Origin of the sequence: Nakamurella flava, from assembly GCF_005298075.1 — a bacterium.
Classification (GTDB): Bacteria; Actinomycetota; Actinomycetes; order Mycobacteriales; family Nakamurellaceae; genus Nakamurella; species Nakamurella flava.
In genome coordinates, this window is the sequence record NZ_SZZH01000001.1 from 197,055 (window position 1) to 219,770 (window position 22,716).

General features: G+C 72.2%; 23 protein-coding genes and 1 pseudogene. 17 read left to right on the plus strand and 7 right to left on the minus strand.

The window, feature by feature from the left end:
• Positions 1 to 177 precede the first annotated feature (177 nt).
• The 7 genes and pseudogenes from speG to FDO65_RS00950 all read left to right on the plus strand — a co-directional run bounded on the left by speG (position 178) and on the right by FDO65_RS00950 (position 4,352).
• Positions 178 to 699, plus strand: coding sequence for a spermidine N1-acetyltransferase (gene speG / locus FDO65_RS00920; protein ID WP_137447620.1), 522 nt, complete (start codon positions 178 to 180; stop codon positions 697 to 699).
• Between the two features lie 156 nt (positions 700 to 855).
• Positions 856 to 1,284 (plus strand): hypothetical protein, encoded by a 429-nt coding sequence (locus tag FDO65_RS00925; RefSeq protein ID WP_137447621.1) that lies wholly within the window; start codon positions 856 to 858, stop codon positions 1,282 to 1,284.
• Positions 1,281 to 1,460 (plus strand): hypothetical protein, encoded by a 180-nt coding sequence (locus FDO65_RS00930; protein ID WP_137447622.1) that lies wholly within the window; start codon positions 1,281 to 1,283, stop codon positions 1,458 to 1,460. The genes FDO65_RS00925 and FDO65_RS00930 overlap by 4 nt, the downstream gene beginning before the upstream one ends.
• 71 nt (positions 1,461 to 1,531) lie before the next feature.
• Positions 1,532 to 2,300, plus strand: a pseudogene (locus FDO65_RS00935) (SDR family oxidoreductase).
• Between the two features lie 169 nt (positions 2,301 to 2,469).
• Positions 2,470 to 2,958, plus strand: coding sequence for a DUF4383 domain-containing protein (locus FDO65_RS00940; protein ID WP_137447623.1), 489 nt, complete (start codon positions 2,470 to 2,472; stop codon positions 2,956 to 2,958).
• A 35-nt stretch (positions 2,959 to 2,993) separates the two neighbouring features.
• Positions 2,994 to 3,314: a DUF3040 domain-containing protein gene (locus FDO65_RS00945; RefSeq protein WP_137447624.1), complete on the plus strand. Its 321-nt coding sequence runs from the start codon at positions 2,994 to 2,996 to the stop codon at positions 3,312 to 3,314.
• A 156-nt stretch (positions 3,315 to 3,470) separates the two neighbouring features.
• Positions 3,471 to 4,352, plus strand: coding sequence for a manganese catalase (locus FDO65_RS00950; RefSeq protein ID WP_137447625.1), 882 nt, complete (start codon positions 3,471 to 3,473; stop codon positions 4,350 to 4,352).
• Between the two features lie 9 nt (positions 4,353 to 4,361).
• Here FDO65_RS00950 and FDO65_RS00955 read toward each other — a convergent pair whose 3' ends face one another.
• Both FDO65_RS00955 and FDO65_RS00960 read right to left on the minus strand, forming a co-directional pair.
• On the minus strand, positions 4,362 to 5,903 hold the full coding sequence (locus FDO65_RS00955) for a DUF2079 domain-containing protein (protein ID WP_166441988.1): 1,542 nt from the start codon (positions 5,901 to 5,903) through the stop codon (positions 4,362 to 4,364).
• A gap of 44 nt (positions 5,904 to 5,947) precedes the next feature.
• The gene (locus FDO65_RS00960) at positions 5,948 to 6,676 is read right to left on the minus strand and encodes a lipoyl protein ligase domain-containing protein (protein WP_137447627.1); all 729 of its coding nucleotides are present in this window, start codon (positions 6,674 to 6,676) and stop codon (positions 5,948 to 5,950) included.
• 116 nt (positions 6,677 to 6,792) lie between these two features.
• Here FDO65_RS00960 and pgsA point away from each other — a divergent pair, with 116 nt between their 5' ends.
• The 9 genes from pgsA to FDO65_RS01005 all read left to right on the plus strand — a co-directional run bounded on the left by pgsA (position 6,793) and on the right by FDO65_RS01005 (position 15,501).
• Complete coding sequence (pgsA, locus tag FDO65_RS00965) at positions 6,793 to 7,437, plus strand: phosphatidylinositol phosphate synthase (protein WP_137447628.1); 645 nt, start codon at positions 6,793 to 6,795, stop codon at positions 7,435 to 7,437.
• Positions 7,434 to 8,393, plus strand: a complete 960-nt coding sequence (locus FDO65_RS00970; RefSeq protein WP_205849714.1) for a phosphatidylinositol mannoside acyltransferase — start codon at positions 7,434 to 7,436, stop codon at positions 8,391 to 8,393. Before pgsA ends, FDO65_RS00970 begins: the two co-directional genes overlap by 4 nt.
• Entirely contained in the window at positions 8,390 to 9,526 is a 1,137-nt protein-coding gene (locus tag FDO65_RS00975) for a glycosyltransferase family 4 protein (RefSeq protein ID WP_137447629.1), read from the plus strand. Before FDO65_RS00970 ends, FDO65_RS00975 begins: the two co-directional genes overlap by 4 nt.
• A gap of 53 nt (positions 9,527 to 9,579) precedes the next feature.
• Complete coding sequence (locus tag FDO65_RS00980; protein WP_137447630.1) at positions 9,580 to 10,098, plus strand: hypothetical protein; 519 nt, start codon at positions 9,580 to 9,582, stop codon at positions 10,096 to 10,098.
• A 136-nt stretch (positions 10,099 to 10,234) separates the two neighbouring features.
• The gene (locus tag FDO65_RS00985) at positions 10,235 to 11,341 is read left to right on the plus strand and encodes an NUDIX hydrolase (RefSeq protein ID WP_137447631.1); all 1,107 of its coding nucleotides are present in this window, start codon (positions 10,235 to 10,237) and stop codon (positions 11,339 to 11,341) included.
• 233 nt (positions 11,342 to 11,574) lie between these two features.
• On the plus strand, positions 11,575 to 12,672 hold the full coding sequence (locus FDO65_RS00990; protein WP_205849715.1) for a DUF3048 domain-containing protein: 1,098 nt from the start codon (positions 11,575 to 11,577) through the stop codon (positions 12,670 to 12,672).
• A gap of 29 nt (positions 12,673 to 12,701) precedes the next feature.
• Positions 12,702 to 13,673 carry a pentapeptide repeat-containing protein gene (locus tag FDO65_RS00995; protein ID WP_240757351.1) on the plus strand — a complete coding sequence of 324 codons (972 nt, stop codon included), beginning with the start codon at positions 12,702 to 12,704 and terminating at the stop codon, positions 13,671 to 13,673.
• A gap of 11 nt (positions 13,674 to 13,684) precedes the next feature.
• Positions 13,685 to 14,614, plus strand: coding sequence for a pyridoxal 5'-phosphate synthase lyase subunit PdxS (gene pdxS, locus FDO65_RS01000; protein ID WP_137447633.1), 930 nt, complete (start codon positions 13,685 to 13,687; stop codon positions 14,612 to 14,614).
• Positions 14,615 to 14,928: 314 nt separating this feature from the next.
• A complete protein-coding gene (locus FDO65_RS01005; protein WP_137447634.1) occupies positions 14,929 to 15,501 on the plus strand; it encodes a manganese efflux pump MntP in 573 nt (190 codons plus the stop codon).
• On the opposite strand, the gene FDO65_RS01010 is transcribed toward FDO65_RS01005, so the two are convergent.
• From FDO65_RS01010 to yczR, 3 genes are all read right to left on the minus strand, one after another.
• Complete coding sequence (locus FDO65_RS01010; RefSeq protein ID WP_137447635.1) at positions 15,483 to 16,286, minus strand: DUF2127 domain-containing protein; 804 nt, start codon at positions 16,284 to 16,286, stop codon at positions 15,483 to 15,485. The two genes, FDO65_RS01005 and FDO65_RS01010, sit on opposite strands and share 19 nt — an antisense overlap.
• Positions 16,287 to 16,360: 74 nt before the next feature.
• Complete coding sequence (locus FDO65_RS01015; RefSeq protein WP_137447636.1) at positions 16,361 to 17,221, minus strand: SDR family oxidoreductase; 861 nt, start codon at positions 17,219 to 17,221, stop codon at positions 16,361 to 16,363.
• Between the two features lie 47 nt (positions 17,222 to 17,268).
• Positions 17,269 to 18,816, minus strand: coding sequence for a MocR-like transcription factor YczR (yczR, locus tag FDO65_RS01020; protein WP_166441989.1), 1,548 nt, complete (start codon positions 18,814 to 18,816; stop codon positions 17,269 to 17,271).
• 61 nt (positions 18,817 to 18,877) lie between these two features.
• Between yczR and yczE the strand changes: the two genes are divergently transcribed.
• A complete protein-coding gene (yczE, locus tag FDO65_RS01025) occupies positions 18,878 to 19,609 on the plus strand; it encodes a membrane protein YczE (protein ID WP_166441990.1) in 732 nt (243 codons plus the stop codon).
• A gap of 111 nt (positions 19,610 to 19,720) precedes the next feature.
• On the opposite strand, the gene FDO65_RS01030 is transcribed toward yczE, so the two are convergent.
• Together FDO65_RS01030 and FDO65_RS01035 are read right to left on the minus strand one after the other, a co-directional pair.
• A complete protein-coding gene (locus FDO65_RS01030) occupies positions 19,721 to 20,404 on the minus strand; it encodes a DNA-binding response regulator (protein ID WP_137447638.1) in 684 nt (227 codons plus the stop codon).
• Positions 20,404 to 22,683: an ATP-binding protein gene (locus FDO65_RS01035; RefSeq protein ID WP_137447639.1), complete on the minus strand. Its 2,280-nt coding sequence runs from the start codon at positions 22,681 to 22,683 to the stop codon at positions 20,404 to 20,406. Before FDO65_RS01035 ends, FDO65_RS01030 begins: the two co-directional genes overlap by 1 nt.
• Positions 22,684 to 22,716: the final 33 nt, after the last annotated feature.

Genomic DNA, 22,716 nt, shown 5'->3' on the forward strand with positions numbered 1-22,716 from the left:
CCCGGAGGAGGGCAGCAGCCTGGGTCGGTCGATCGGACCATCCTCCTAGCACCGCTGGCCACGCCGCCGGAGACACCTGACCTGGAGAGGGAGCGAGCCGAGACCGCGGCCGGCGGGGAACGGGCGACAGATCGATACCATCGATCGACAGTGGCGCCTGCCCTATGGAGCATTCGGATGACCGTGAGACTGCGTGCTCTCGAGCGCGACGACCTGCCCTTCGTGCACCTTCTCAGCAATGACTCGTCGGTGATGACGTACTGGTTCGACGAACCGTTCGAGTCGTTGGCCGAGCTCACGGACATCTACGACCGCCACATCCACGACAACCGGGAACGGCGTTTCGTCATCGAACTCGACGACGAGAACCGGACGTCGGCCGGCATCGTCGAACTCGTGGAGATCGAACCGGTCCACCTGACGGCGGAGTTCCAGATCATCGTGGCCCCCTGGCACCAGGGGCGCGGTCATGCGTCGACGGCGACCGATCTCGCCCTGCGGTACGCCTTCGCGACCTTGAATCTGCACAAGGTCTACCTCATCGTCGACATCGAGAACGCCGGAGCCATCCACGTCTACGAGAAGAACGGTTTCGTCGTCGAGGGCACGCTTCGTGAGGAGTTCTTCGCCGCCGGGCGCTATCGAGATGCGTTGCGCATGGCAATCCTGCAGCGTGACTACCTGAACACCTCGTCCTAGGACCGGGCGGATGCGGCTGCGTTTTCAGGTCGAGCGATAGGCCGGCTACTCGTCCACGGTCCACCCCGCGGAGAGAGTCGACTGCGCCGGAACTCGGGCGACAAGCAACCCGGCCTCTGGTACGACCTATCCGGTAGGCCAGCCAGGAGGAGATCGATGACAGCACCCGAGAACCAGATGCTGACCGACGCCGCCGAGGTCGAGAGACAATTGCTCTGCGGTGACTCCAGTTTCGCCTTTGTGCGCGCCACTGAAGACCTGTGGCTCGCGCTCGTCGAATCCCGCCCGGATCTCCGGTTGGATATTGCGTTCAACAAGACGACGACGGAACCGGTCCTGATGCGGCTCGCCCAGGACCCGGACCCAAGGGTTCGGAACCGCATTGCCATGACCGGTCGCCTGACTCTGCCGATCTTCCAAGTGCTCTCGCGCGACGCTTCCGAAGACATTCGGGGAACCGTGGTGTTCCACCCGAAGCTGCCTGAGGAGGTGAGGGCGGTGCTGCGGCGTGACCCGTCCGCCTGGGTGCAACGCTGTGTTCGACAGTCGCGGTGGGGCTCCCCCGAGCAGTTCGATGACCCATGACAGATCCGTGGTGCGGTCTGGCCGGCACCGCGACCACCGTCACCCGTGTCGAACCGGCCGTCGCCGCTGTTCTGGCCGTCGTCCTCACAGTGGCCCTGACCAACGCCGCCAGGCCTCCTGATGACGCGACATCAGGCGGGCGCGCCCCGTCCTGCGCCTGCCTGACCGGCGGATGACCGTCCGGCTCAAGGACGAGTGGTCGCCCGTGAAAACCTCTGGCGGCACGGGACGTTGGGCCCACCCTGCGGTGCTGGGCAACACGGCAGTGATCACGGGGGTCGGTCGGCGGCGCGGAATCGGTGCGGGTACCGCGCCACCCGACTGGCGGCCGACGGCTGGGATCTGGCGCTGTCGTACTGGGGCCCCTACGACGAACGGCTGGGCTTGATAGGGGGACCGACGATCCCGGAGACCTCGCGGCCGACCTGATGGTCGACCATTCCGTCTGGGTCGAACTCCTCCCCGCCGACCTCAAGGACCCGGCAGCACCCGTCTCGCTCATCGCGTCCGCGCATGACCTCCTCGGACGGATCGACGCGTTGGTCATGGCTCACTGCGAGAGTGTCGATTCCGGCCTGCTGGACACGACGATTGAGAGTTTCGACCGGCATTACGCCGTGAACGTCCGCGGGAGTTGGCTGCTGTTGGCCGCGTTCGCCCGCCAGCTACCGCCCGGCGGGGGTTCCGCAGTGGCCCTGACCAGTGACCACACAGTCCACAACCTCCCCTACGGAGCCACCAAGGGCGCGCTCGACCGGTTGGTCCTGGCCGCCGCCCACGAACTCGGCCACCTCGGGCTCCGTGCGAATGTCGTCAACCCGGGGCCGGTCGACGCCGGCTGGATGTCGGAGGACATCCGGGCCAGCGGTCTCGCCCAGCACCCCACGGGCCGACTCGGCACTCCGGCCGACATCGCCGACATGATCGCGTTTCTCCTCAGTGAGTCCGGCCGCTGGATCAACGGGCAACTGCTGTACGCGAACGGCGGTTTCCCGCTGGGACGTCTGCCCGTGTGAACGTGGTCCCCGCGTCAGCTTGTCCTTGGACACGCTCGTGGGGCGTCTGCGGCCCGAGGCCTGGCGCGCTCGTCGGTCGCTCCGAACGCACATCAGTGTGTCGGGTTTGTCCGACTACCTGTTCGGGACTCTTCAGGGCAACCCGCTCGAAGAGCCGAGGAGGTCCATCATGACCAGCGCCTACCGATCCATCACCACAGGCACCCCGCGCCGCACGGCCGCCCAGACCGTCGCCGCCGTCGTAGGTGTCGTCTTCCTCCTGGTGGGTGTGGCCGGGTTCATCCCCGGGGTCACCACCAACTACGACCAGCTGACCTTCGCCGGCCACCATTCGGAAGCGTTGCTGCTCGGCATCTTCCAGGTGTCGATCCTGCACAACATCGTGCACCTGCTGTTCGGCATCGCCGGGCTGCTGATGGCGCGGACGCACGGGTCGGCGCGCATCTACCTCATCGGCGGTGGCGTCATCTATCTGCTGCTGATGGCATACGGCTTCTTCGTCGATCAGGGGAGTCAGGCCAACTTCGTCCCGCTGAACAGTGCCGACAACGTGCTGCACCTGGTCCTGGGCGTCGGGATGATCGGCCTCGGGCTCGTCACCGGACGGCAGGCCACCGCCACCGTCCCGCCGAGCCGCGGCTCGGCCACCTCCGCCTGACGGCATCCGCGCACCGCTACCCGCCGGGAAATGACATGTCGCTCGACGAGAACGAGCAGCGCCAACTGGACCGTATCGAGCGACAGCTCCGCCGCGAGGACCCGACGTTCGCCTTCACCCTGGACGGCGGCCCCGACCAGAAGCGTCGCCGGCAGTGGCGACAGCTGGCCGGGCGACTGGTCGGCATCGGCCTCGTCGCCATGCTGATCGGCCTGATGGCCCAGGACGGACTGTTGTCCTTCGGAGCCATCGTCCTTGCCTACGGGTCACTGTCGGTCGCCGTCGGCGGCGTGATGATGCTGCGGCACCGTACCCACCCCTCGGAGCGGTCGTCCGCCCCCGACGAGGGGTCGTAGTCCACCGCCCGACCGCATCCGACGGTGTCCGCCACAGCCCAGTCAGCCGAGAAGCGTTAGCGTGTAACATTTTTCGTTTTCGCGGGCGGGAACGCTTCTGATGCCTGGCACCTGCCGTGGCCACCGTCGTCGTCCACCAGAGAGGCTGGAGAGCACATGTTCTTCCATCGTCAGGAACTGCAGCACCAGGCCACCCCCGAGCGGCCGGACGCCGTGTACGCCCGCAAACTCCAGGAGGTGCTGGGCGGCCAGTACGGCGAGATCACCGTCGCCATGCAGTACGGCTTCCAGTCGTGGAACATCCATCTCCCCGGCAAGTACCGGGACCTGCTGTACGGCATCGGGGCCGAGGAATTCGGGCACGTCGAGATGTTGGCGACGATGATCGCCCAGTTGCTCGAGAAGGCCCCCCTGGGCATCACCGACGAGGCCGTGCAGAACGATCCGACCGTGGCCGCCGTCATCGGTGGCACCGACCTGCAGCACGCCATCGTCGCCGGGGCCGGCGCCCGCCCGGTCGACAGCATGGGCAACCCCTGGTCGGCCGGCTACATCACGGCCAGCGGCAACCTGCTCGCCGACTTCACCGCCAATGCCAACGCGGAGATGCAGGGTCGCCTGCAGGTCGCCCGGCTCTACCACATGACCGACGACCACGGCGTCCGAGACCTGTTGGCATTCCTACTCGCTCGCGACACGATGCACCAGAACCAGTGGCTCGCCGCAGCCCAGGAACTGCGCGACGAGGGACTGGAGGGACTACCGGTGCCGGACAACTTCCCGCTGGGCAAGGAGGACCGTGACGTCTCCTACCAGTACATCAACTTCTCCAACGGCCAGCACGCCTCGGAGGGGCGGTGGGCCAGTGGACCCACCCCGGACGGCAAGGGCGAGTTCAGCTACGTCGCCGAACCGCCGGCCGGTGTGCCGATGCCGCCGCCCACCCACCCGGACGCCCGGCTGTACGGCACCACGGACGTTCCGAACGTCGTCGAGAAGATGGCCGGGCGAGCGCAGGACGCGCTGGGCCGCGAGTAGTCCTCCGGCTCACGGGCGGGGTCCCGGGGCCCCGCCCGCCGTCGTCGGCCGGTGCAGCAGGACCAGATCACTGCCGGTGTCGACCACTGCGTATCCACCGGCCAGCAGGTCCCGTTCCCGCTCCCGGGCCCAGCCCGCCCCGAACTGGTCGCTGTCGCGGTACAGGATCACCCAGTCCGCCCGCAACGGCAGGTGCGTCGAGTCCTCCCACTCCGGGTTGGCCATCAGCACCGGGTGGCGGTCGGCGGCGTTGCCCAGCAGACCCACGTCGGCGATCAGGCGCTCCCCGTCCGGCACCGCGTCGATCAGCCGGTGGGCGTCGTCGCACCACGGACATTCCTGATCGCTCTGCGCCAGGGTCCGCGGCCACTCCGTCGTGTGCACGCCCACGTCGACCGCCAGCAGACAGACCGCCGCGGTGGCCAGCCCCGCGGCGCTCGACCACCAGGCTCGCGACTGTCCGGCCGTCGTGCCCCGTCGGAGGCGGCGATCCCGGACGGCCACGGCGAGCGCGACGAAACACACCACCATCAGCGGGGCGTCGTAGTAGAACGTCATCTCCAGGTACACCTCACGGCTGGAGGCGAACCGGGCGGCCAGCGTCGGCAGCAGGACGAGGATGACGGGGGAGCGCAGCCCCAGCGATGCCGTCGCCGCCAGCGCCGCGAGCAGGGCCCAGCCCCGCGGTTCGGTGAGATGCCGGACGACCGTGCCGGCCATCGCCAGACCCGTCCCGACGAGCGACGGGTCGCCCCCGATATTGCTGGCGTACGTCCAGGTCCCGGTGTAGCTGAACGCCGGGATCAGCACTCCGACGGTGAACAGCACGGCCAGACCACCGGCGACCACCAGGGCCACGCCGAGCCGACGCGACCCCCACACCAGCAGGGCGAGGCCCAGACCGGCGACCAGCAGACCGCTGTCCTCCTTGGTCAGCAGCAACGCCGCCGACCACAGCATCAACGCCCGGGGGCGACCCTCCACCAGGGCCACGCAGGCCAGGGCCAGGAACGCCACCGTGAAACCGACCTCGTGGACGTCGAAGTCGACGACCTTGAGCATCCCCCAGGACAGCGCGAACGCTCCGCCGACCGCGAAACCCAGCCCGCCGAGCAACCGGACCGCCAGCCCCGTGACCGCCCACACCGCGACCGCCAGCAGCGCGGCCTGCACAAGCAGCAGCGTGACCACGCTCGGCCAGACCCGGTAGAGCGGCGCGATCAGCGCCATGACCGGGCTGAAGTGATCACCCAGGATCCAGAACGGGTCCTGCGACTTCACCAGCACCAACGGGGCCCGCAGCTGCGCGTAGTTCGCGACGGCCTGCTGGAAGATCGTGATGTCGATGGTGGTCTTGAACTGGTGGTGGCGCAGCACCGACACGACGGCGTAGAGCAGCCCGGCCAGCACGGCAACACCCAGCACGGCGACGCGCCGGGCACGTGCGCTCCCCGGCGGGCCCCACGGGTCGAGTGCCGCGCCCGCGGAAGCGGAGGCGAGGGCCGCCGCCGGAACGACAGGGGCGGCGACGAAGGGCGGGGCGGCAGGCACGGGAGTCCATTCTCCGGTCTGCCGGACACCGTCCCCGCCATCCGCTACCGCAGGACCGGGATCCGGTCCCGCAGCTCCTCCCGGACGGCCGCGGCCACCTGCGACCAGCTGACGTCGGGCCGATCGTCACTCACGGCACCGACCGATGCCGGGTCCAACGGCTGTTCCAGCGCGGCGTAGGCGTCGACGGCGACCGCCCGCAACGGATCGGGGTCGGCCACCACCAGCATCGCGCTGACCACCGACCCCCACTTGTTGACGCGTTGCGCGACGCCGGCGAGCTTGCGGGCACCGCGATCGCTCACCGCGTGCACGCTGAACTCACCGGGGCAGTACTCGTCCGGCACCTCACCGACCCGGGCGTCCAGGCCCAGCGCGCGCAGACCCCCGACGATGGCGTCGGCCATGATCTCGAAGCGTTCGCGGATACCGTTGCGCGCCAACGGATCAGGAGCGGCCAGGTCGATGACGAGAGTGTCGGCGTGGTACGGGGCCATCCGGCCGCCCACCGGTCGCACGAACGGCGCGAAACCGTGCCGTTCGCAGGCCGCCGCGGCCGCCGGGTAGCCGGGGGCCAGGGTGTCGCGCCGGCTGAACGCGGCCCGCCGACCCGTCCGGTGCAGCCACAGCGCGCCTTCGGTGGGTGGCTGCGGGCGGCTCGTCCGCTCCTCACCGACGGCCGGGCGCAGCGCCGTACCCCACGGTTCCCAGTCGGCGTCGGGGGCGTCCTCGGCCAGCACGACGATCGGCCCGGCACCGTAGGCAGTGGTCACCGGCCGATTGTGCCGCCGGGCGTCCCGTGCTGAGCGCGCCGGGGCCGTCGTCGCCGGAGCGAAGAGCCCCGACGGTTATGGTGAAACCGCCCAGCTTCGCGAGCGAACGGATTTTGATGCTGAACTCCCTGGCCCGCGCGTCGGTGTCGAAGGTCACCGACCCGATCGGCCGCGGACTGCTCCGCTCCGGGCTCACCCCCGACCTCATCACCATCGTCGGCACGATCGGCGTCATCGCCGGATCGGTCGCTCTGCTAGCGACCGGGCACCTGTTCTGGGGCACGATGGTCGTCACGTTCTTCGTCCTGATGGACCTGGTCGACGGCGCCATGGCCCGGGCCCGCGGCTACGGGACCGACTTCGGTGTCGTTCTGGACGCCTCCTGCGATCGGATCGCCGACGGCGCCGTCTTCGGGGCACTCACCTTCTACGCCTTCGGCCAGGGCGACACCGTCCTCGGGGTCGCCGGGTTGCTCTGCCTGGTCACCGGTCAGGTCATCTCGTACGTCAAGGCTCGCGCCGACTCGGTCGACCTGCCGATCGGCGGCGCCCTGGCCGAACGCGCCGAACGCAACATCCTGGGCCTCGTCGGCGCCGGACTGGCCGGCCTCGGCGTGCCCTACGCGCTGGACGTCGCCCTCTGGCTGCTCGCCGCGGCCGGCATCGTCACCGTGGTCCAACGTCTGGTCCAGGTCCGACAGGCCGCCGTCCGCGCGGCCGCCGACCCGACCCGGCACCGGACCGGCCGCCCGGCCCTGTGAGCGCGGCCCCCGACCAGCCGGCGCCCGCGTCCGGGCTGGCCGACCGGCTGACCGCCACCGGCCTGCTCGCCGGCTGGGCCACCCTCAAGGCGCTGCCCGCGTCCCTCACCGCCCCGCTCTTCCGCTTCGGGGCCGACCGGGCCGCCGCCCGCGACGGCGCAGGGGTGCGGCAATTACGGGCCAACCTGCGCCGCGTACTGGGCCCCACCGCCGGCCCCGCCGAGCTCGACGCCGCGGTCCGTGACGGCATGCGCTCCTACGCGCGCTACTGGCTCGAGACGTTCCGGCTGCCGGTCATGGACCACGACGACGTCGTCCGGCGGGTGACGGCCGAGTCGACCGGCCTGGAGTACATCGACGCCGCGCTGGCCCAGGGCCGCGGGGCCGTGCTCGCGCTGCCGCACTCGGGCAACTGGGACGTCGCCGGGCTGATGGGGCGACGACGCTGGGGATCGCTGACCACCGTCGCCGAACGCCTCAAGCCGGAACGGGTCTACGAGAAGTTCCTGTCCTACCGGGAATCGCTGGGCATGGAGATCCTGCCACTCACCGGCGGGGTCAGCCCCTCGGAGGTGCTCAAGGAACGCTTGACCGCCGGCGGGGTGGTCGCGCTGCTCGCCGACCGTGACCTGTCCCGGCGTGGGGTGCCAGTGACGTTCTTCGGCGAGCCGACCCGGATGCCGGCCGGGCCGGCCATGCTGGCCGCCCTGACCGGGGCCGCCCTGTTCCCCGTGCACCTGTCGTACACCGCCGACGGGTGGCGGCAGACCATCGGACCGGAGATCACCCTGCCCGGGACCCGCCTGCGCGAGCAGGTGCACGGCGGCACCCAGGCCGTGGCCGACGTCCTCGCGCGGGAGATCGCCACCGCCCCGGCCGACTGGCACATGCTGCAACCGCTGTGGCTCGCCGATCTGCCGGAGAGCCGACGGGCGGCGCTGGGGGACCAGCGATGAGGATCGGACTGGTCTGCCCCTACTCGTTCGACATCCCCGGCGGAGTGCAGGCCCACGTCCAGGACCTGGCCCGCACCCTCATCGGCCTCGGTCACCACGTGTCCGTCCTCGCCCCTGGCGACGACAGTGAGGCCACCGAGTACCCGGACTTCTTCGTCCCGTCCGGACGCAGCGTGCCCATCCGTTACAACGGTTCGGTCGCGCGGCTGTCCTTCGGGCCGATGTCGTACACCCGGGTCCGCCGGTGGATCCGCAACGGCCGGTTCGACGTGTTGCACGTCCACGAGCCCGTCGCGCCGTCGCTGTCGATGCTGGCCCTGATGGTCGCCGACGGGCCCATCGTCGCCACGTTCCACACCTCCAACGCCCGCTCCCGGATGCTGGCCGCCTTCCAGGGCGTGCTGCAGCCGTTCCTGGAGAAGATCACCGGCCGGATCGCGGTCAGCGAACTGGCCCGGCAGGTGCAGGTCGAACACCTCGGCGGCGACGCCGTGATCATCCCCAACGGCGTCGACGTCAGCTTCTTCGCCGGGGCGTCACCGCTGCCCGACTACCCCCGGTCCGGCGGCACCATCGGCTTCATCGGCCGGTACGACGAACCCCGCAAGGGCATGGAGGTCCTCGTGGCCGCCATGCGCGAACTGGTGCCGCAGCGCCCCGACCTGCAACTGCTCATCGCCGGCGGCGGCGACCAGAAGGAACTCGTCGAGGCCTGCGGACCGACCGTCGCCCCGGCGCTGAAGTTCCTCGGGCGGGTCTCCGACGAGGACAAGGCGTCGATGCTCCGGTCCGTCGACGTCTACTGCGCCCCGAACACCGGCGGGGAGAGCTTCGGCATCATCCTCACCGAGGCGATGAGCGCGGGCGCGCCGGTCGTGGCCAGCGACCTGGAGGCCTTCCGCCGGGTCCTGGACGGCGGCATCGCCGGAGTGCTCAGCCCGGTCGGTGACGGGCCGGCCCTGGCCCGGGCCCTCGGGGGAGTGCTCGACGACCCCGGCCGCCGCGCGGTGCTGGCCGCGCAGGGCCGCCGGGTGGTCGCGGCCTACGACTGGCCGGTCGTCGCCGCCACCGTGGTCAAGGTCTACGAGACCGTCGTCGCCGCCGACCCGCGGCTGGTCGGCGAGGCGGACTGAGCTCGGCTCGTCAAGCCCAGCGTGGCGAGGTGCTGGTGGGGTATGAAAGCCGCATGAGTGAGGTCCCGCCCGGTCCGCCGGCCATGGCCAAGCCGCCCTGGTGGCTGATCACGCGGTGGGGACAGTGGGCCTGGTTCCTGTTCATCTACCCCGGGATGATGTGCTACTTCGCAATCGACCGCGTGCGGAGCGGCCGGGGTGGCTCGCTCGAATTTCTGTGGATCACTCTGCTGGCCTGCTGTGCGCTGTACGGCCTGGTCCAACTGACCATGACGTTGCTGGCCTACCGGCGCGACCCCACCCTGCGGACCCGGAAATGGCCGGACCCCCCGCCGTCCGCGCGATTGTCGCGGCAGGTGAAGCGGCTGGTGGCGTTCCTCGCCGTCCTGGCCCTTGGCCTTGTGCTGTTGATCTTCGTCGGCTGGGCCCCGGCGCTGTTCGTGACGCTGGTCCTGGGCGGCGTCGCCGTCGCGGTCGACCGGTTCGATCTGTTCTCCGAGCCCCAGCCGCCGTTCGGTGCGACCGCGCCGCTGCCGCAGTCCGACCGGGACGCCGATACACCCGACCGGTGACCGCGGGTCCACGATCCGGCCGGGCCGTGCGATTCTGTTCGCGTCCGGTGTCCCGTTCCGGACCGGTCCGGCGTGAGACGCGCCCGGATCCGGACCCGCCCGTCGTCCCGGGCGCCGCCGGCGAGGAGGCAGTCGCGTGACCACGGTGCTGGTCGTTGCCCTGGTCGCCCTCGTGCTGGCGATCGGGTTCCGGTTGTGGCTGACCGCCAACCGGCTCGACCGCCTGCATGTCCGCACCCAGGCGGCGTGGGTGGCTCTGGAGGGGGCGCTGGCCCGACGCATCGTGGCCACCCGGGCGGTCGCCGCCGTCGGTGACCTGCCGCCCGGTGACGCCGAGCAGCTCCGTCACCTGGCCGCGGCCGCCGACACCTCCGACCGCCGGGGCCGGGCCGACCGGGAGAACGACCTGTCCCGCTCGCTGCAGCGCGTGCAGTCGGAGCTGCCGTCCGCGATCCCGGCCGACCTGGTCGCCGAACTGCACGACGCCTCCGAGCGGGTGCTCCTGGCCCGGCGGTTCTACAACGACGCGGTGCGCGACACCCGGGCCCTGCGAGCCGACTGGTTCACCCGGGTCTGCCGGCTGGCCGGCCGGGCCGAACTCCCCGACTACTTCGAGATCGCCGAGGCCTCGGGGCACGGGGGGACAGCGGTGGCCGCCGACCCGGCCGAGGGCAACGCGGCCACCCCGGTCGAGACCGCGGAGGCCCACGGCGCGCCGGCCGTCCCAGCGCATCCCACCGTCGAACGCACCGCGGCGCGGGTCGTCCTGCTCGACCACGACGATCGGATCCTGCTGCTGTCCGGCATCGACCCCGACAGTGGCGTGGACCCGGCCCGACGGTGGTGGATCACCCCCGGCGGGGGCCTGGAGGCCGACGAGGATCCCGCCGCCGCCGCCGTGCGGGAACTGGCCGAGGAGACCGGGCTCCACCTGGAGCCGTCCGACCTGGTGGGGCCGCTGTGGCGGCGCACCGCCGAGTTCGTCTTCGTCGGCAACCGGCTCCGTCAGCACGAGGTCTACTTCGCCGCCCGCCGACCCGACCGGTCCGGCGCCGCCATCGCCCCCGAGCTGGTGACCGACGTCGAGGCGCGCACCCTCACCGGCCACCACTGGTGGACGTTCGACGACCTGGGCACCACCACGGAGGACATCTACCCGCCCACCCTGGCGACCCGACTCCCGGAACTGCGGTCGGCCCTGTCCACCCGCCGTGCCCCAGGCGAGCCCGAACGCATCGACTGATAGCGGGCGGGTGCCGGACATCCCCGGACATCCCGGCGGAGACCTCAGCGGCGAGCCCGAGCGCATCGACTGATCGCGGGTCGGCGCGCCGGACATCCCGGCGCCGTGACCTGTCCTACCGTGAGGCGGCCCACACCACGCTCGGTGATGGGCATGGGGGTTTCTGTCATCAAACGCCATGCGGCCAGGGGGTTTCGACCATGCGTCTTCGTCGTCGAGGGATGCGGGCGATCGTGGCGGTGGGGACCGCCGCGACCCTGACCGTGGGCCTGTCCGCCTGCTCGTCGAACGATCGGACACTGACCAGCGCGGCCACCGCCGAGGTCGCCGGTACGTCATCGGCGGCACCGGCGCCGAGCCCGTCCCCGACCAGTTCGTCGCCGACGCCCACCAGCCCGACCGCGGAGCCCACCCCGGAGCCGGCCACCAGCGCCGCCGAACCCACGCCGGAACCGCCGCCCCCGGCGCCGGTCGACCCGCTCACCGGCGGTGCCCCGAGCGGCAATCCGGTGCTGGCCGTCAAGATCGAGAACACCGCCGGGGGCTGGCCGCAGTACGGCACCGGGCAGGCCGACGTCGTCTACGTCGAACAGGTCGAGGGTGGGCTGACCCGCCTGCTCGCGCTCTTCCACAGCTCGCTGCCGGAGGAGGTCGGCGCGGTCCGCAGCCTGCGCACCACCGACACCGAGGTGCTCCCGGCCTACGGTTCGCCGGCCCTGCTGTTCTCCGGCGGGGCGGGCGGTCCGCTCGACGCCCTGGCCGACACCCCGGTCGTCGACGCCTCAGGCATGGGGGTCACCTGGCGGTCGTCCGCGGCCAAGGCCCCGTACAACCTGCACGCCAACCTCCAGCAGCTCGCCGCGGCGGTGGGGGACCGGTCGCCGGCCCGCGACGCCGGGTTCACCTTCGCCGCCGGTGACTCGCGTCTGGACGCCGCCCCGGCGGTGACGTCGATCGCCGTGCAGTTCCAGGCCGCCCGGGCCGCCTTCGCCTGGAACGGCAGCGCCTACGCCGTGCAGCGCAACGGCGGGTCGGCCGCCGACGCCCAGGGCACTGCCATCACTGCCGACAACGTCGTCGTGATGAACGTGACCGCCGAACCCGACGGGGTCGTCGACTCGGTCGGCTCGCCGTCCTACATCTCCCACACCGTCGGCGACGGCACCTTCACCCTGTTCCGCAACGGCCGGGCCCTGGACGGCCACTGGTGGCGGGGCGCGGCCGACCAGCCGTTCCGGTACGAGGACGCCTCCGGGGCGGCCCTGCCGTTCGCCCCCGGGAGCACCTGGATCGTGCTGGCCACTCAGACCACCACGACCGAGACCGGCTGAGCCAGCCTGTTTGTCGCTACCGTGCAGGAGTGACGCGGGACGGGACGGATGCGCGGGGGCCGACACCCCTGGCTCTGGGCCACCGACGGGATCTTACCGCCGACTGCGGCAAGTGCGTCGGGTTGTGCTGCGTCGCCCTGGCTTTCGCGCGGTCCGCCGACTTCCCCGTTGACAAACCCGCCGGCGAACCGTGCCGCCATCTGGACCCGGCCGACCGGTGCTCCATCCACACCGACCTGCGGCCCCGGGGATACCGCGGCTGCACGGTGTTCGACTGTTTCGGCGCCGGCCAGCAGACCACCCAGCTCACCTTCGGCGGCCGGTCCTGGCGGGACGACCCACAGGACCGGGCCGCGATGTTCGCCGCCTTCCCGGTGATGCGGCGGCTGCACGAGCTGCTGTGGTACTGCGAGCAGGCGGTCACCCTGGCGCGGATCGCCCCGGCCCGTCCGGACCCGGAACCCTGGGTGCGCCTGGTGGCCCGCGTCCACGCAGCGACCCGCCTGTCGGCCGACGGCCTGCGCGCGCTCGACGTCGACGCCGAGTACGCCGCGGCCCGGCCCCTGCTGCTGCAGGCCAGTGACCTCGCCCGGGTCGGTCTGTCCCGGGCCGCCGTCCGCCACCGGGGACGTCCGGTCGGACCGGGTGATGACCTGGCCGGTGCCCGCTTACCCGGTGCCGATTTGACCGGAGCCTGCCTGCGCGGGGCCCTGCTCATCGGTGCGGACCTGCGCGGCGCCCGGCTGCACGCCTGCGACGTGCTGGGCGTCGACTGGCGGGACGCCGACCTGTCCGGGGCCGACCTCCGCACCGCCATCTATCTCACCCGCACCCAGGTCGACAGCGCCCGGGGCGACGCCTCGACCCGGCTGCCCGAAGGCTTCCATCGGCCGGCGCACTGGTCGGTCGAACCGGCCGCCGGGTGGCCGTCGGTGCCCGGTGTCGCCCCGGTACGGGCCGGGACACGCAAGCCGGGCCGACGGCCCCGTCGCCGCGAGTAGCATCCGCAGACGTGTCTGCACCTGCTGAAACCACGTCCCCGTCCACCCCCACGTCCCTGACCGCGACGGGTACCTCGCGGGTCAAGCGCGGGATGGCCGAGATGCTCAAGGGCGGCGTCATCATGGACGTCGTCACCGCCGACCAGGCCAAGATCGCCGAGGACGCCGGCGCCGTCGCCGTCATGGCGCTCGAGCGGGTCCCCGCCGACATCCGCGCCCAGGGTGGCGTCTCCCGGATGAGCGACCCCGACATGATCGACGGCATCATCTCCGCGGTCTCCATCCCGGTGATGGCCAAGGCCCGCATCGGTCACTTCGTCGAGGCCCAGGTCCTGCAATCCCTCGGCGTCGACTACATCGACGAGTCCGAGGTGCTGACCCCGGCCGACTTCGCCCACCACATCGACAAGTGGGCGTTCACCGCGCCGTTCGTGTGTGGGGCGACCAACCTGGGCGAGGCCCTGCGCCGCATCACCGAGGGTGCGGCGATGATCCGCTCCAAGGGCGAGGCCGGCACCGGAGACGTCTCCAACGCGGTGACCCACATGCGGACCATCGGCGGGCAGATCCGCCGGCTCACCGCCCTGTCGCCCGACGAGCTGTACGCCGAGGCCAAGGAACTGCAGGCCCCGTACGAGTTGGTCGCCGAGGTGGCGGCCAACGGCAAGCTGCCGGTGGTGCTGTTCACCGCGGGCGGCATCGCCACCCCGGCCGACGCGGCGATGATGATGCAGCTCGGCGCGGAGGGCGTCTTCGTCGGATCCGGCATCTTCAAGTCCGGCAATCCGGCCGCCCGGGCCGAGGCCATCGTCAAGGCCACCACCTTCTACGACGATCCCGACGTCATCGCCAAGGTCTCCCGCGGTCTGGGCGAGGCCATGGTCGGCATCAACGTCGACGACGTTCCCGTGCCGCATCGGCTGGCCGAGCGGGGTTGGTGACCGCGGTCTCTGGTGAGTGGGGTGGGCCGGTCGCGGGGGACCGTGGTCGTTCTCACGTGCTCCGGTATGCCGTCAGGGTTGCCTGTGACGGGTCCGACGGGCGACGATAAGGGCACTGAAGGGGAGTAGTTCCACCCGGTCGGCTGGTCTGGCCGGGTGCGGATGGTCGACATACTGGCGCGGTTCTCTGGCGAACCGCTCCCGGCCCTCCACCGGCGTCATCGGCCGGCGAACGAGACCTTCGGTCAGCGTAAGCACGCTGGCCGAGGCCTCCCCGTACCCGCCCTCGGTCAGCTCGACCGAGAGGCTCTCCCGTGACGTTCTGGCCCCTGTTCCTCATCGCGCTCGGCGTTTCCGCCGACGCGTTCGCCGTTGCCCTCGGCAAGGGCCTGCATTTGCGGCGTTTCACCCTCGGCAACGCCGTGCTGATCGCCGGCGCCTTCGGCGTGTTCCAGGCGGTCATGCCGCTGCTCGGCTATTTCCTGGGCATCGGGTTCTCGTCGTTCATCGAGGATTTCGACCACTGGATCGCGTTCGGGCTGCTCGGGGCGATCGGCGCCAAGATGCTGTGGGAGGCGTTCCGCGGCGACCACGCCGACGAGGAAGTGGACACCGACCGGGTCGACCTCAAGGAACTCACGGTGCTCGCCATCGCCACCAGCATCGACGCCCTGGCCGTCGGGGTGACCTTCGCGTTCCTGCCGGACGTGCCCATCGCCGGCGCGGTCATCCTGGTCGGCGTCACGACGTTCGTCATCAGCTTCGCCGGGGTGCTGCTCGGCCACCGGGTCGGGCACCGGTTCGGCAAGCCGGCCGAGATCGCGGGTGGACTCATCCTCATCGCGATCGGCACGAAGATCCTGGCCGATCACCTGGGCTGGTTCTGACCGCTGTCCACGGTGGGCCGGCCGGTGCGCTGCTGGTCCAGGGCGGCCCGTTCGACGGTCAGCAGGCTCTCCTCGCTGTGCTCGGCCCGGTAGGCCGCTCCGCCGCCGCGCACCCCGAACAGCCGCTTGGACCAGATGAGCCAGACCACGGCGGCGACGTTGATGGCGGTCAGGACGATCTTGAGCCAGGTGACCCGCTCGGACAGCTCCCAGATCTCCAGCGGGAGGAAGACGCTCGTCACCACCACCGACAGGTACTCGCCCCACCGGCGGACCTGCCACAGACCGAACGACTCGACCAGCAGCAGGGCGGCGTAGGCGAACGCGGCGACCGCGGCCCAGGTGATGGCGTGGCCCGACAGCCCGAAGACCCGGTTGATGCCGCGCACCACCTCGGAGGTCTCCAGGTGCCAGCCCAGCTGGTCGGCGATGGGCTTGAACAGGGCCAGTTCGTTCTCGAAGGACTGCTGCAACCGGACCCGGGAGTCGCGGAAGTACAGGATCAGCACGCCGAGCAGCACCGCCAGCAGGGCTCGGCCGACCCGCTCGGCGGCCAGCAGTCGCATGATGACCCGATCCCGCAGTAGTCGCCCGCGGGGGACCTCGGGGGCGCTGTCGGCCGGTCCGGAACCGTCGGGCGGGCCGACCACGAAGTCGCCGCAGCGCAGACACCGCCAGGCCGTCCCGACGGCGGTCTCGGCGGTCAACCGGTCGCGCAGCTCCGCCTCGTCCGGCGCGAACGTCTCGTGCCCACGGCGACCGCAGGTGCGCAGGCTCCAGTCCACCGGCCGAGGGTACGACCGGGGGAGGGCCGATCAGGGGGTGGCGGTCCGGAACCCCCCGTCGGTGGCGTTGCGGGTCAGTGGTGGAGGACCTGCTCGACCGGGGTGGCCGGGTGCCCGGTGAGGCGGGCGACGTCGTCGGTGACGGTGGCGAGTTCGCCGGCGGCGATCGCCGTGTAGGTCGACACCCAGCCGGCGACCATCCAGTCCGGTGCGCCGAAGCCGGCTCGCGATGCGAACGCCTCCTCGAGGGTCTCGGCCCGGTAGCGGACGGGACGGCCGGTGACGGCGGTCAGCAGGTCGGCGACCTCGGCCAGCGACACGGCCTGCGGTCCGGTCAGCTCGTACGTGCGGCCGGCGTGGTCCCTCGGGCGGCGCAGGACGGCGGACGCCGCTTCGGCGATGTCGTCCTGGGCGACGGCGGCGACGCGTCCGTCCCCGGCCGGCCCGCGGATGACGTCGCCCGGGCCGTCGGGATCGGGCCCGGCCAGGCCGGGCAGGAAGTCCGCGTACAGGTTGTCCCGCAGGATCGTCAGCGGCACCCCGGTCGACCGCAGGTGCTGTTCGGTGTGCCAGTGGTCGCGGGCCAACAGGAACGTCGCGTCCGGGGCGGCGCCGGCGAACGAGACATAGACCAGGTGGGGGACCTGCGCGGCGGCCGCCGCGTCGGCGAACGCGCGGTGGACGGCGACCCGGTCCGGGGATTCGGACGCCGACACCATCAGCAGGGCGGACAGACCGCCCAGCGCGGTTCGCACGTCCGGGGTGTCGGCGTAGTCGGCGGTGACCACCTCGGCGCCGGCCAGCTGCGGGGCCCGCGCGGGATCCCGCACCAGCAGCCGTTGCCGCACTCCGGCGGCGGCCAGCAGCCGGGCGACCCGGCCGCCCAGCCGGCCGGTGGCGCCGGTGATCCCGATGGGCAGCACGTCGTCGGACATGCCCGCGACTGTAGGCGGCCCGCCGGTCCGAGTGCCGGGAACCGATGTCAGGCGAGCCATCCGGGGATCGACGACCGGGCTCGTTCGGCCGCCTGCTCGGCCACCCCGGACAGGCGCCGGACCGCCTCGGTGAGGACGTCCGGGCTCGCGGTGAACGGCAGCCGCAAGTGTTCGCCCATCGTCCCGTCCGGCCCGAACCGCGGCCCGGCGACCACCCGCACCCCGGCGGCGGGTGCCACCGCGGCCAGTTCGGTGGCGCTGGCCTCCGGCAGCCGCACCCACAGCGAGGTGCCCCCGGCCGGGGTCGTCCACCGCCAGGTGGGTAGGTACCGGGCCAGGGCGGACTGCACCGCCTGCGCCCCGGCCGCGACCCGGGCCCGCTGCACGTCCAGAGCGCCTTGCGGCTCCTGCAGCAGCCGGGTCGCCACCAGCTGGTCCAGCACGGGCCCGGCCATGTCACCCAACGCCCGCGCGGCAGCCAGCCGGCGGATCTGGGCCGGGGTGCCCCGGACCCACCCGGTGCGCAGACCACCCCACAGGGGTTTGGAGACCGAGCCGAGGGTCAGCACGATCTCCCCACCGCGCCGGGTGTCGGCCGCGGCGACCGGCGGCGGCAACGGGCCGCTGCCCGGGAAGGAGATGTCGCGGAACGACTCGTCGACCATCAGCAGTGTGCCGGCCGACCGGGCCGCAGCGACCAGCGCCTCCCGGGTCGACCAGGGCATGACCGCGCCGGTCGGGTTGTGGAAGTCGGGGATCAGGTAGGCCAGCCGGGGGGTGGAGTGGCGCAGCGCCGGACCGATGACACCCAGGTCCCAGGTCTGCTCCGCGGTCGGCGTCGAGCCGTCGGGGGCGACGTCGCAGGAGGCGGCCAGGCCGACCGGAACGGGGACCCGCCGGTGGTGGCGGACCGCGTCGAGGGCGATCGGGTAGGTCGGGCATTCGAGCAGCACCCGGTCCCCGGCCGCGCTGAACTCGCCCAGGCCCAGGGTGAAGGCGTGCTGGGCGCCGGACGTCACCAGCACCTGCTCGACCGTCGTCGGGACCCCGGCGGCGGTGAACCGGTCGGCGATGACCTCGCGCAGTTCGGGCAGCCCGTAGGGGTGGTAGCCGTCGGTCGCGGCGTGCGTCATGAGGTCTTCGGTCGCGGCCACCACCGCCGCGCGGAGGGCATCCGCCGGCGGCGGCAGGCTGGCCACCGTCAGGTCGATGATGTCGTCGCTGCCGACGGCCGGGTACCCGAAGATGGCCGCACCGGCCGCCCCCACCCCCGCCAGGCCCGGGGGGGCAGCGCCGTCGGGTAGCCGCAGCCGGCTGCCCGAGCCACGCCGGGAGTCCAGCCATCCCTGATCCCGGAGCAGGGCGTAGGCCGCGCCCACGGTGGTCCGGGACAGGGCCAGTCCGCCGGCCAGTTCCCGCTCGCTGGGCAGGCCGGTGCCCACCGCGAGGCGGCCGTCCAGCAAGGCGGCCCGGATGCGATCGGCCAGGTCCCGATAGGTCGGGCCGCGATCGGCGTCGGCCGGGCCGAGCCGCCGGGCCAGGGCCACGGCGGACAACCGGCTCGACGGGCGGGCGATCAGGTCGAGATCCTGCATCAGACCACTTTCTCGCAAGTGGCCCTGGAAAACCAGGCCAGTGTCGGGTGAAGTGGCCACCATGTCCGGTGCCACCGAACCCGTTCCCATTCCGTCCCCTGCACCTCGTCGTGGGTGGTTGCTGCCCGTCCCGGCCGACCGCCGTCCCCGCAGGTTCGCCCAGCTGCTCGTCGGGCTGCTCGTCTACGGCCTGACGATGGCGATGATGGTCCGCGCCGTCCTCGGTCTGGACCCCTGGGACGTGTTCCACCAGGGCCTGACGGAGTGGGTCAACCGCTGGGTGCCGCTGTCGTTCGGCGCGATCATCACCATCGTCTCGGTGGCCGTGCTGCTGCTGTGGATCCCGCTGCGGCAACGCCCGGGGGTCGGCACGGTGGCGAACGTCGCGATCATCGGTGCGGCCACCGATCTCGGCCTGTTCCTGTTCCCGGCGACGGAGAGCTGGCCGGCCCGCATCGCCTACCTGGTCGCCGGCATCGCCGGTAACGCCCTGGCCGGTGCCCTGTACATCGGGGCCGGACTCGGCCCCGGCGCCCGCGACGGCCTGATGACCGGACTGGTCGCCCGGGGCGTCGGTTCCGTGCGGCTGGTCCGCACCAGCATCGAGATCACCGTTCTGGCGGTCGGTTTCGTGCTCGGCGGGACGGTCGGCGTCGGCACCGTGCTGTACGCCGTGTCGATCGGCCCGCTGCTGCACGTGCTGCTGCCGCTCTGCCGAATCGACCCCGCCGTGGTCCCGACGGTGCCCCCGTCCAACGTGGTGGACCCGGCCGACTGTCGTCCGAACGGCTGATACTGCGGCCGGCGATGCTTGTCTACCGTCCAGGATCGGCAGGCCGATGGCGTGGGGGAACAGACCTGCCGGGTGTCGGCCGGCCCCCGACCCGTCCGACGCCCGGCAGCCCTACCCCTCGAGATCGTCCATCGTGACGATGCCGTCCTGCAGGGCACGCGCGATCAGTGCCGCCTTCGTCGGTGCCGGCCGCCCCACCTCGGCGTACTTGGTCCGGATGCGTGCCAGGTGCGTGTTCACCGTGGCCCGGGTGATGTGTAGTGACGCCGCGACCAGGTCCTTGGACTCGGTGCGGAACCAGCTCAGCAGGACCTCCAGTTCGCGGGGCGACAGGCGGGGTCGACGGCTTCGCGGGTCGTCGGCCATCGCGCCGGCGGCGGTGGGGCCGATGTAGCCCCGGTCGGAGGCGGCGAACAGGACGGCCCGCTGCAGGTGTGCCCGCCCCTCAGCCTTGGTGAGGAAGGCGAGCGCGCCCTGGTCCAGGCAGTCCAGCACGACCCCGGGGTCCGTCGTCCCGGAGAAGACCACCACCCGATGGCCCGCGGCCACCAGGGCGCGCAGCAGCCCGAGGTCGGGTCGACCGGTTCCCAGGTAGAGGTCGAGTACCACGACGTCCACCGGCCCGGCCGCGTCCAGTCGTTCCGGAGCTCCGCCCTGGGCGTCGGTGGCGGTGTGGACCACCCGGATCGCCGGCCCGGACTGCGCGAACCACGCCTCGATGCCGGCGTGCACCACGTCGTGGTCATCCACCACGGCGACCCGCACCGGGTGTCGGCCCGGATCCGGAACACCCATCACCGACCGTCCTCCCAGGTGCCCTGGACCCAGACCTGATCGCCCACCGCCACCGATCGGACCGTGACCGGCCCGGCGGATTCCTCCGAGCCGGACGCGACGAAACCGGGTATCCGGGTCACCACGCTCACGGCGACCCGCCCGTCGGTCGCGTCGACCACCACGCGGGCGGAGTCGACCGCCCGGGCCAGCAGGGCCATCGGCGCCTCCAGGAGTTGCCGGCGGACCTGCACCGGCAGGGCCGGGGCCGCACCGTGCACGTCCAGGGTCGCCGCCACCCCGGCCCGTTCGCTGGCCTGGACGGAGGCGCGCACCTCGTGGACCACCGGGTCGTCGACCTCGTCGTGCTCGGCGAAAATCCTGCGCAGCCGGGCGCTTTCGACGCGCGCGGACCGTTGCACCCGGTCGTCCCGGGGATCGGCGCGACCGTCGGCCAGGGCTTCGAGCAGGGGGACCACGGTGGTGGACACCATCGCGGCGCGCTCGGCCCGGTCGGCGGCCAACGCGGCGGCTCGTCGCTCCGCGGACCGCAGGGCGGCCCGCTCGGCGTCCTCCGTGGCGGCCGTCCGGGCCACGTCCAGCAGTCCTGCGTAGAACACTGCGGCGGCCAACGGGAAGATCGTCAGCAGGGTCACCTGCTGACCGAAACGGGCGACGTCGGCCGCCGTCAGACCACCTTCCGCCACCAGTGGGACGACGTCCAGCAGGACGGCTCCGGCGACCGCCAGGACCGACCAGCGCGGTCGACGCCCGGTCAGCAGGACGACGACGACGTAGGGCACCGCTCCGAGGGCCCAGTTGGCGGGCCGGGAGATGTCTGCCGGCCGGAGCGCCAGGACGAACAGGACGTCCGCGACCAGGACGGACCCCAGCCATCCGCCGACGACCGTCGGCCGCCAGTCCCGGTCCCGGGCCATCCGCCCGCCCCCGGCGGCGGTCGCGACGAGCAGTAGCGCGGCGAGGACCGCCGACATCAGCGGTGGGGCCCCGTCGGTGGCCAGGCCGACGGCGGCGAACTGCACGACGGCGACCGCGGTGACCACGGCCAGTGCGATCCCGAAGTAGCGGAGGTAGGGCACCCGGATCGACCGGACGGCCGACGTGTCGGTCGGCGTCGTCGCCGTGGCCGAGGGGAGCCAGGTGAGGGTGATCGTGGTGCCGGCCCCTGTCGCGCTGTCGACCAGGGCGGTGGCTCCGATCCGGTCGAGGCGGCCGACCACCGACTCGCGCAGGCCCCGTCCGGGCCCGTCCCGGACCAGGGTGGGATCGAACCCGGGACCCTGGTCCTGCACGACGACGACCACTCCGTCCCGGACCTCGCGCACGAGCACCTGCACCGGCACCGCCCCGGCGTGTCGCTCGACGTTGGTGAGCAGTTCCCGGATCGCCCGGACCAGGACGGCGACGACCTCGCCGGGTGCGGTCGGCGCGCCCTCGACCGCCAGGGAGACGGTGAGCGGGCTGTCGGCCACACAGCGCCGGACGGCGTCCGCCAGCCCGCCGTGTTCCCCCACGTCGGTCGGGTGGTGACCGGTCAGGCCGTCCAGGGCCCGCAGGTCCCGTTCGGCCTGCCGCCGGATCCGATCCGCCGCCGGGCTCGCGGCGCCGTCGCCGACCATCATCAGCGTGGCCGCGGCGGTGTCGTGCAACAGCGACCAGTGTTCCCAGGTGGCCGCACGGCGGGCGGCGGCCACATCGAGGTCCGCCAGGGCGTTGCTGCGTTCCCGGGCGGCGCGGTCGGCCTCGCGGGCCACGGGCAGGAACACGCCCACCAGTCCCCAGCCCAGCACAGCCTGCAACGGCATCACGTAGAGCGCCGGGACCGTCCACACGCTCTGTCCGGTGGCCATCACCGCACCGGTGACCGCCGCCGCGGTCACCGCCGTGCAGGCGGCCAGGGCCAGCCCGCGCCGGGCGTGCCAGGCGAGGGTGACGTTGGCCGCGGTGACCACCATGACGACGAACCCCTGCTGACCGACGACGTCGGCGCTGGTGACCGTCCAGGGCGCGGACAGCCCGACCGCGACCGCGACCAGGACGTCGAGGATCGTCCAGGCCAGGGTGCGGTGGCGGACCGTGAGCAGACGGGCGACCGCCCACGCCAGGACGGCGGCGCAGACCGGAACCGCGGCGCTCTCCGGGGACGCGCCGAGCAGTCCGAACGCCCCCGCCGATACGCCGACGAGGCCGCGCAGGACCGCGGCGTTCCGGTCGATGATCGCCCGGGCCCGGCGTTCGGCCGGTCCGTCCGTCCCCGGGGCGGCGGCCCACTCGTGCATGTCACCGGTCCGGCGACGGGGAGCGCGGCCGGG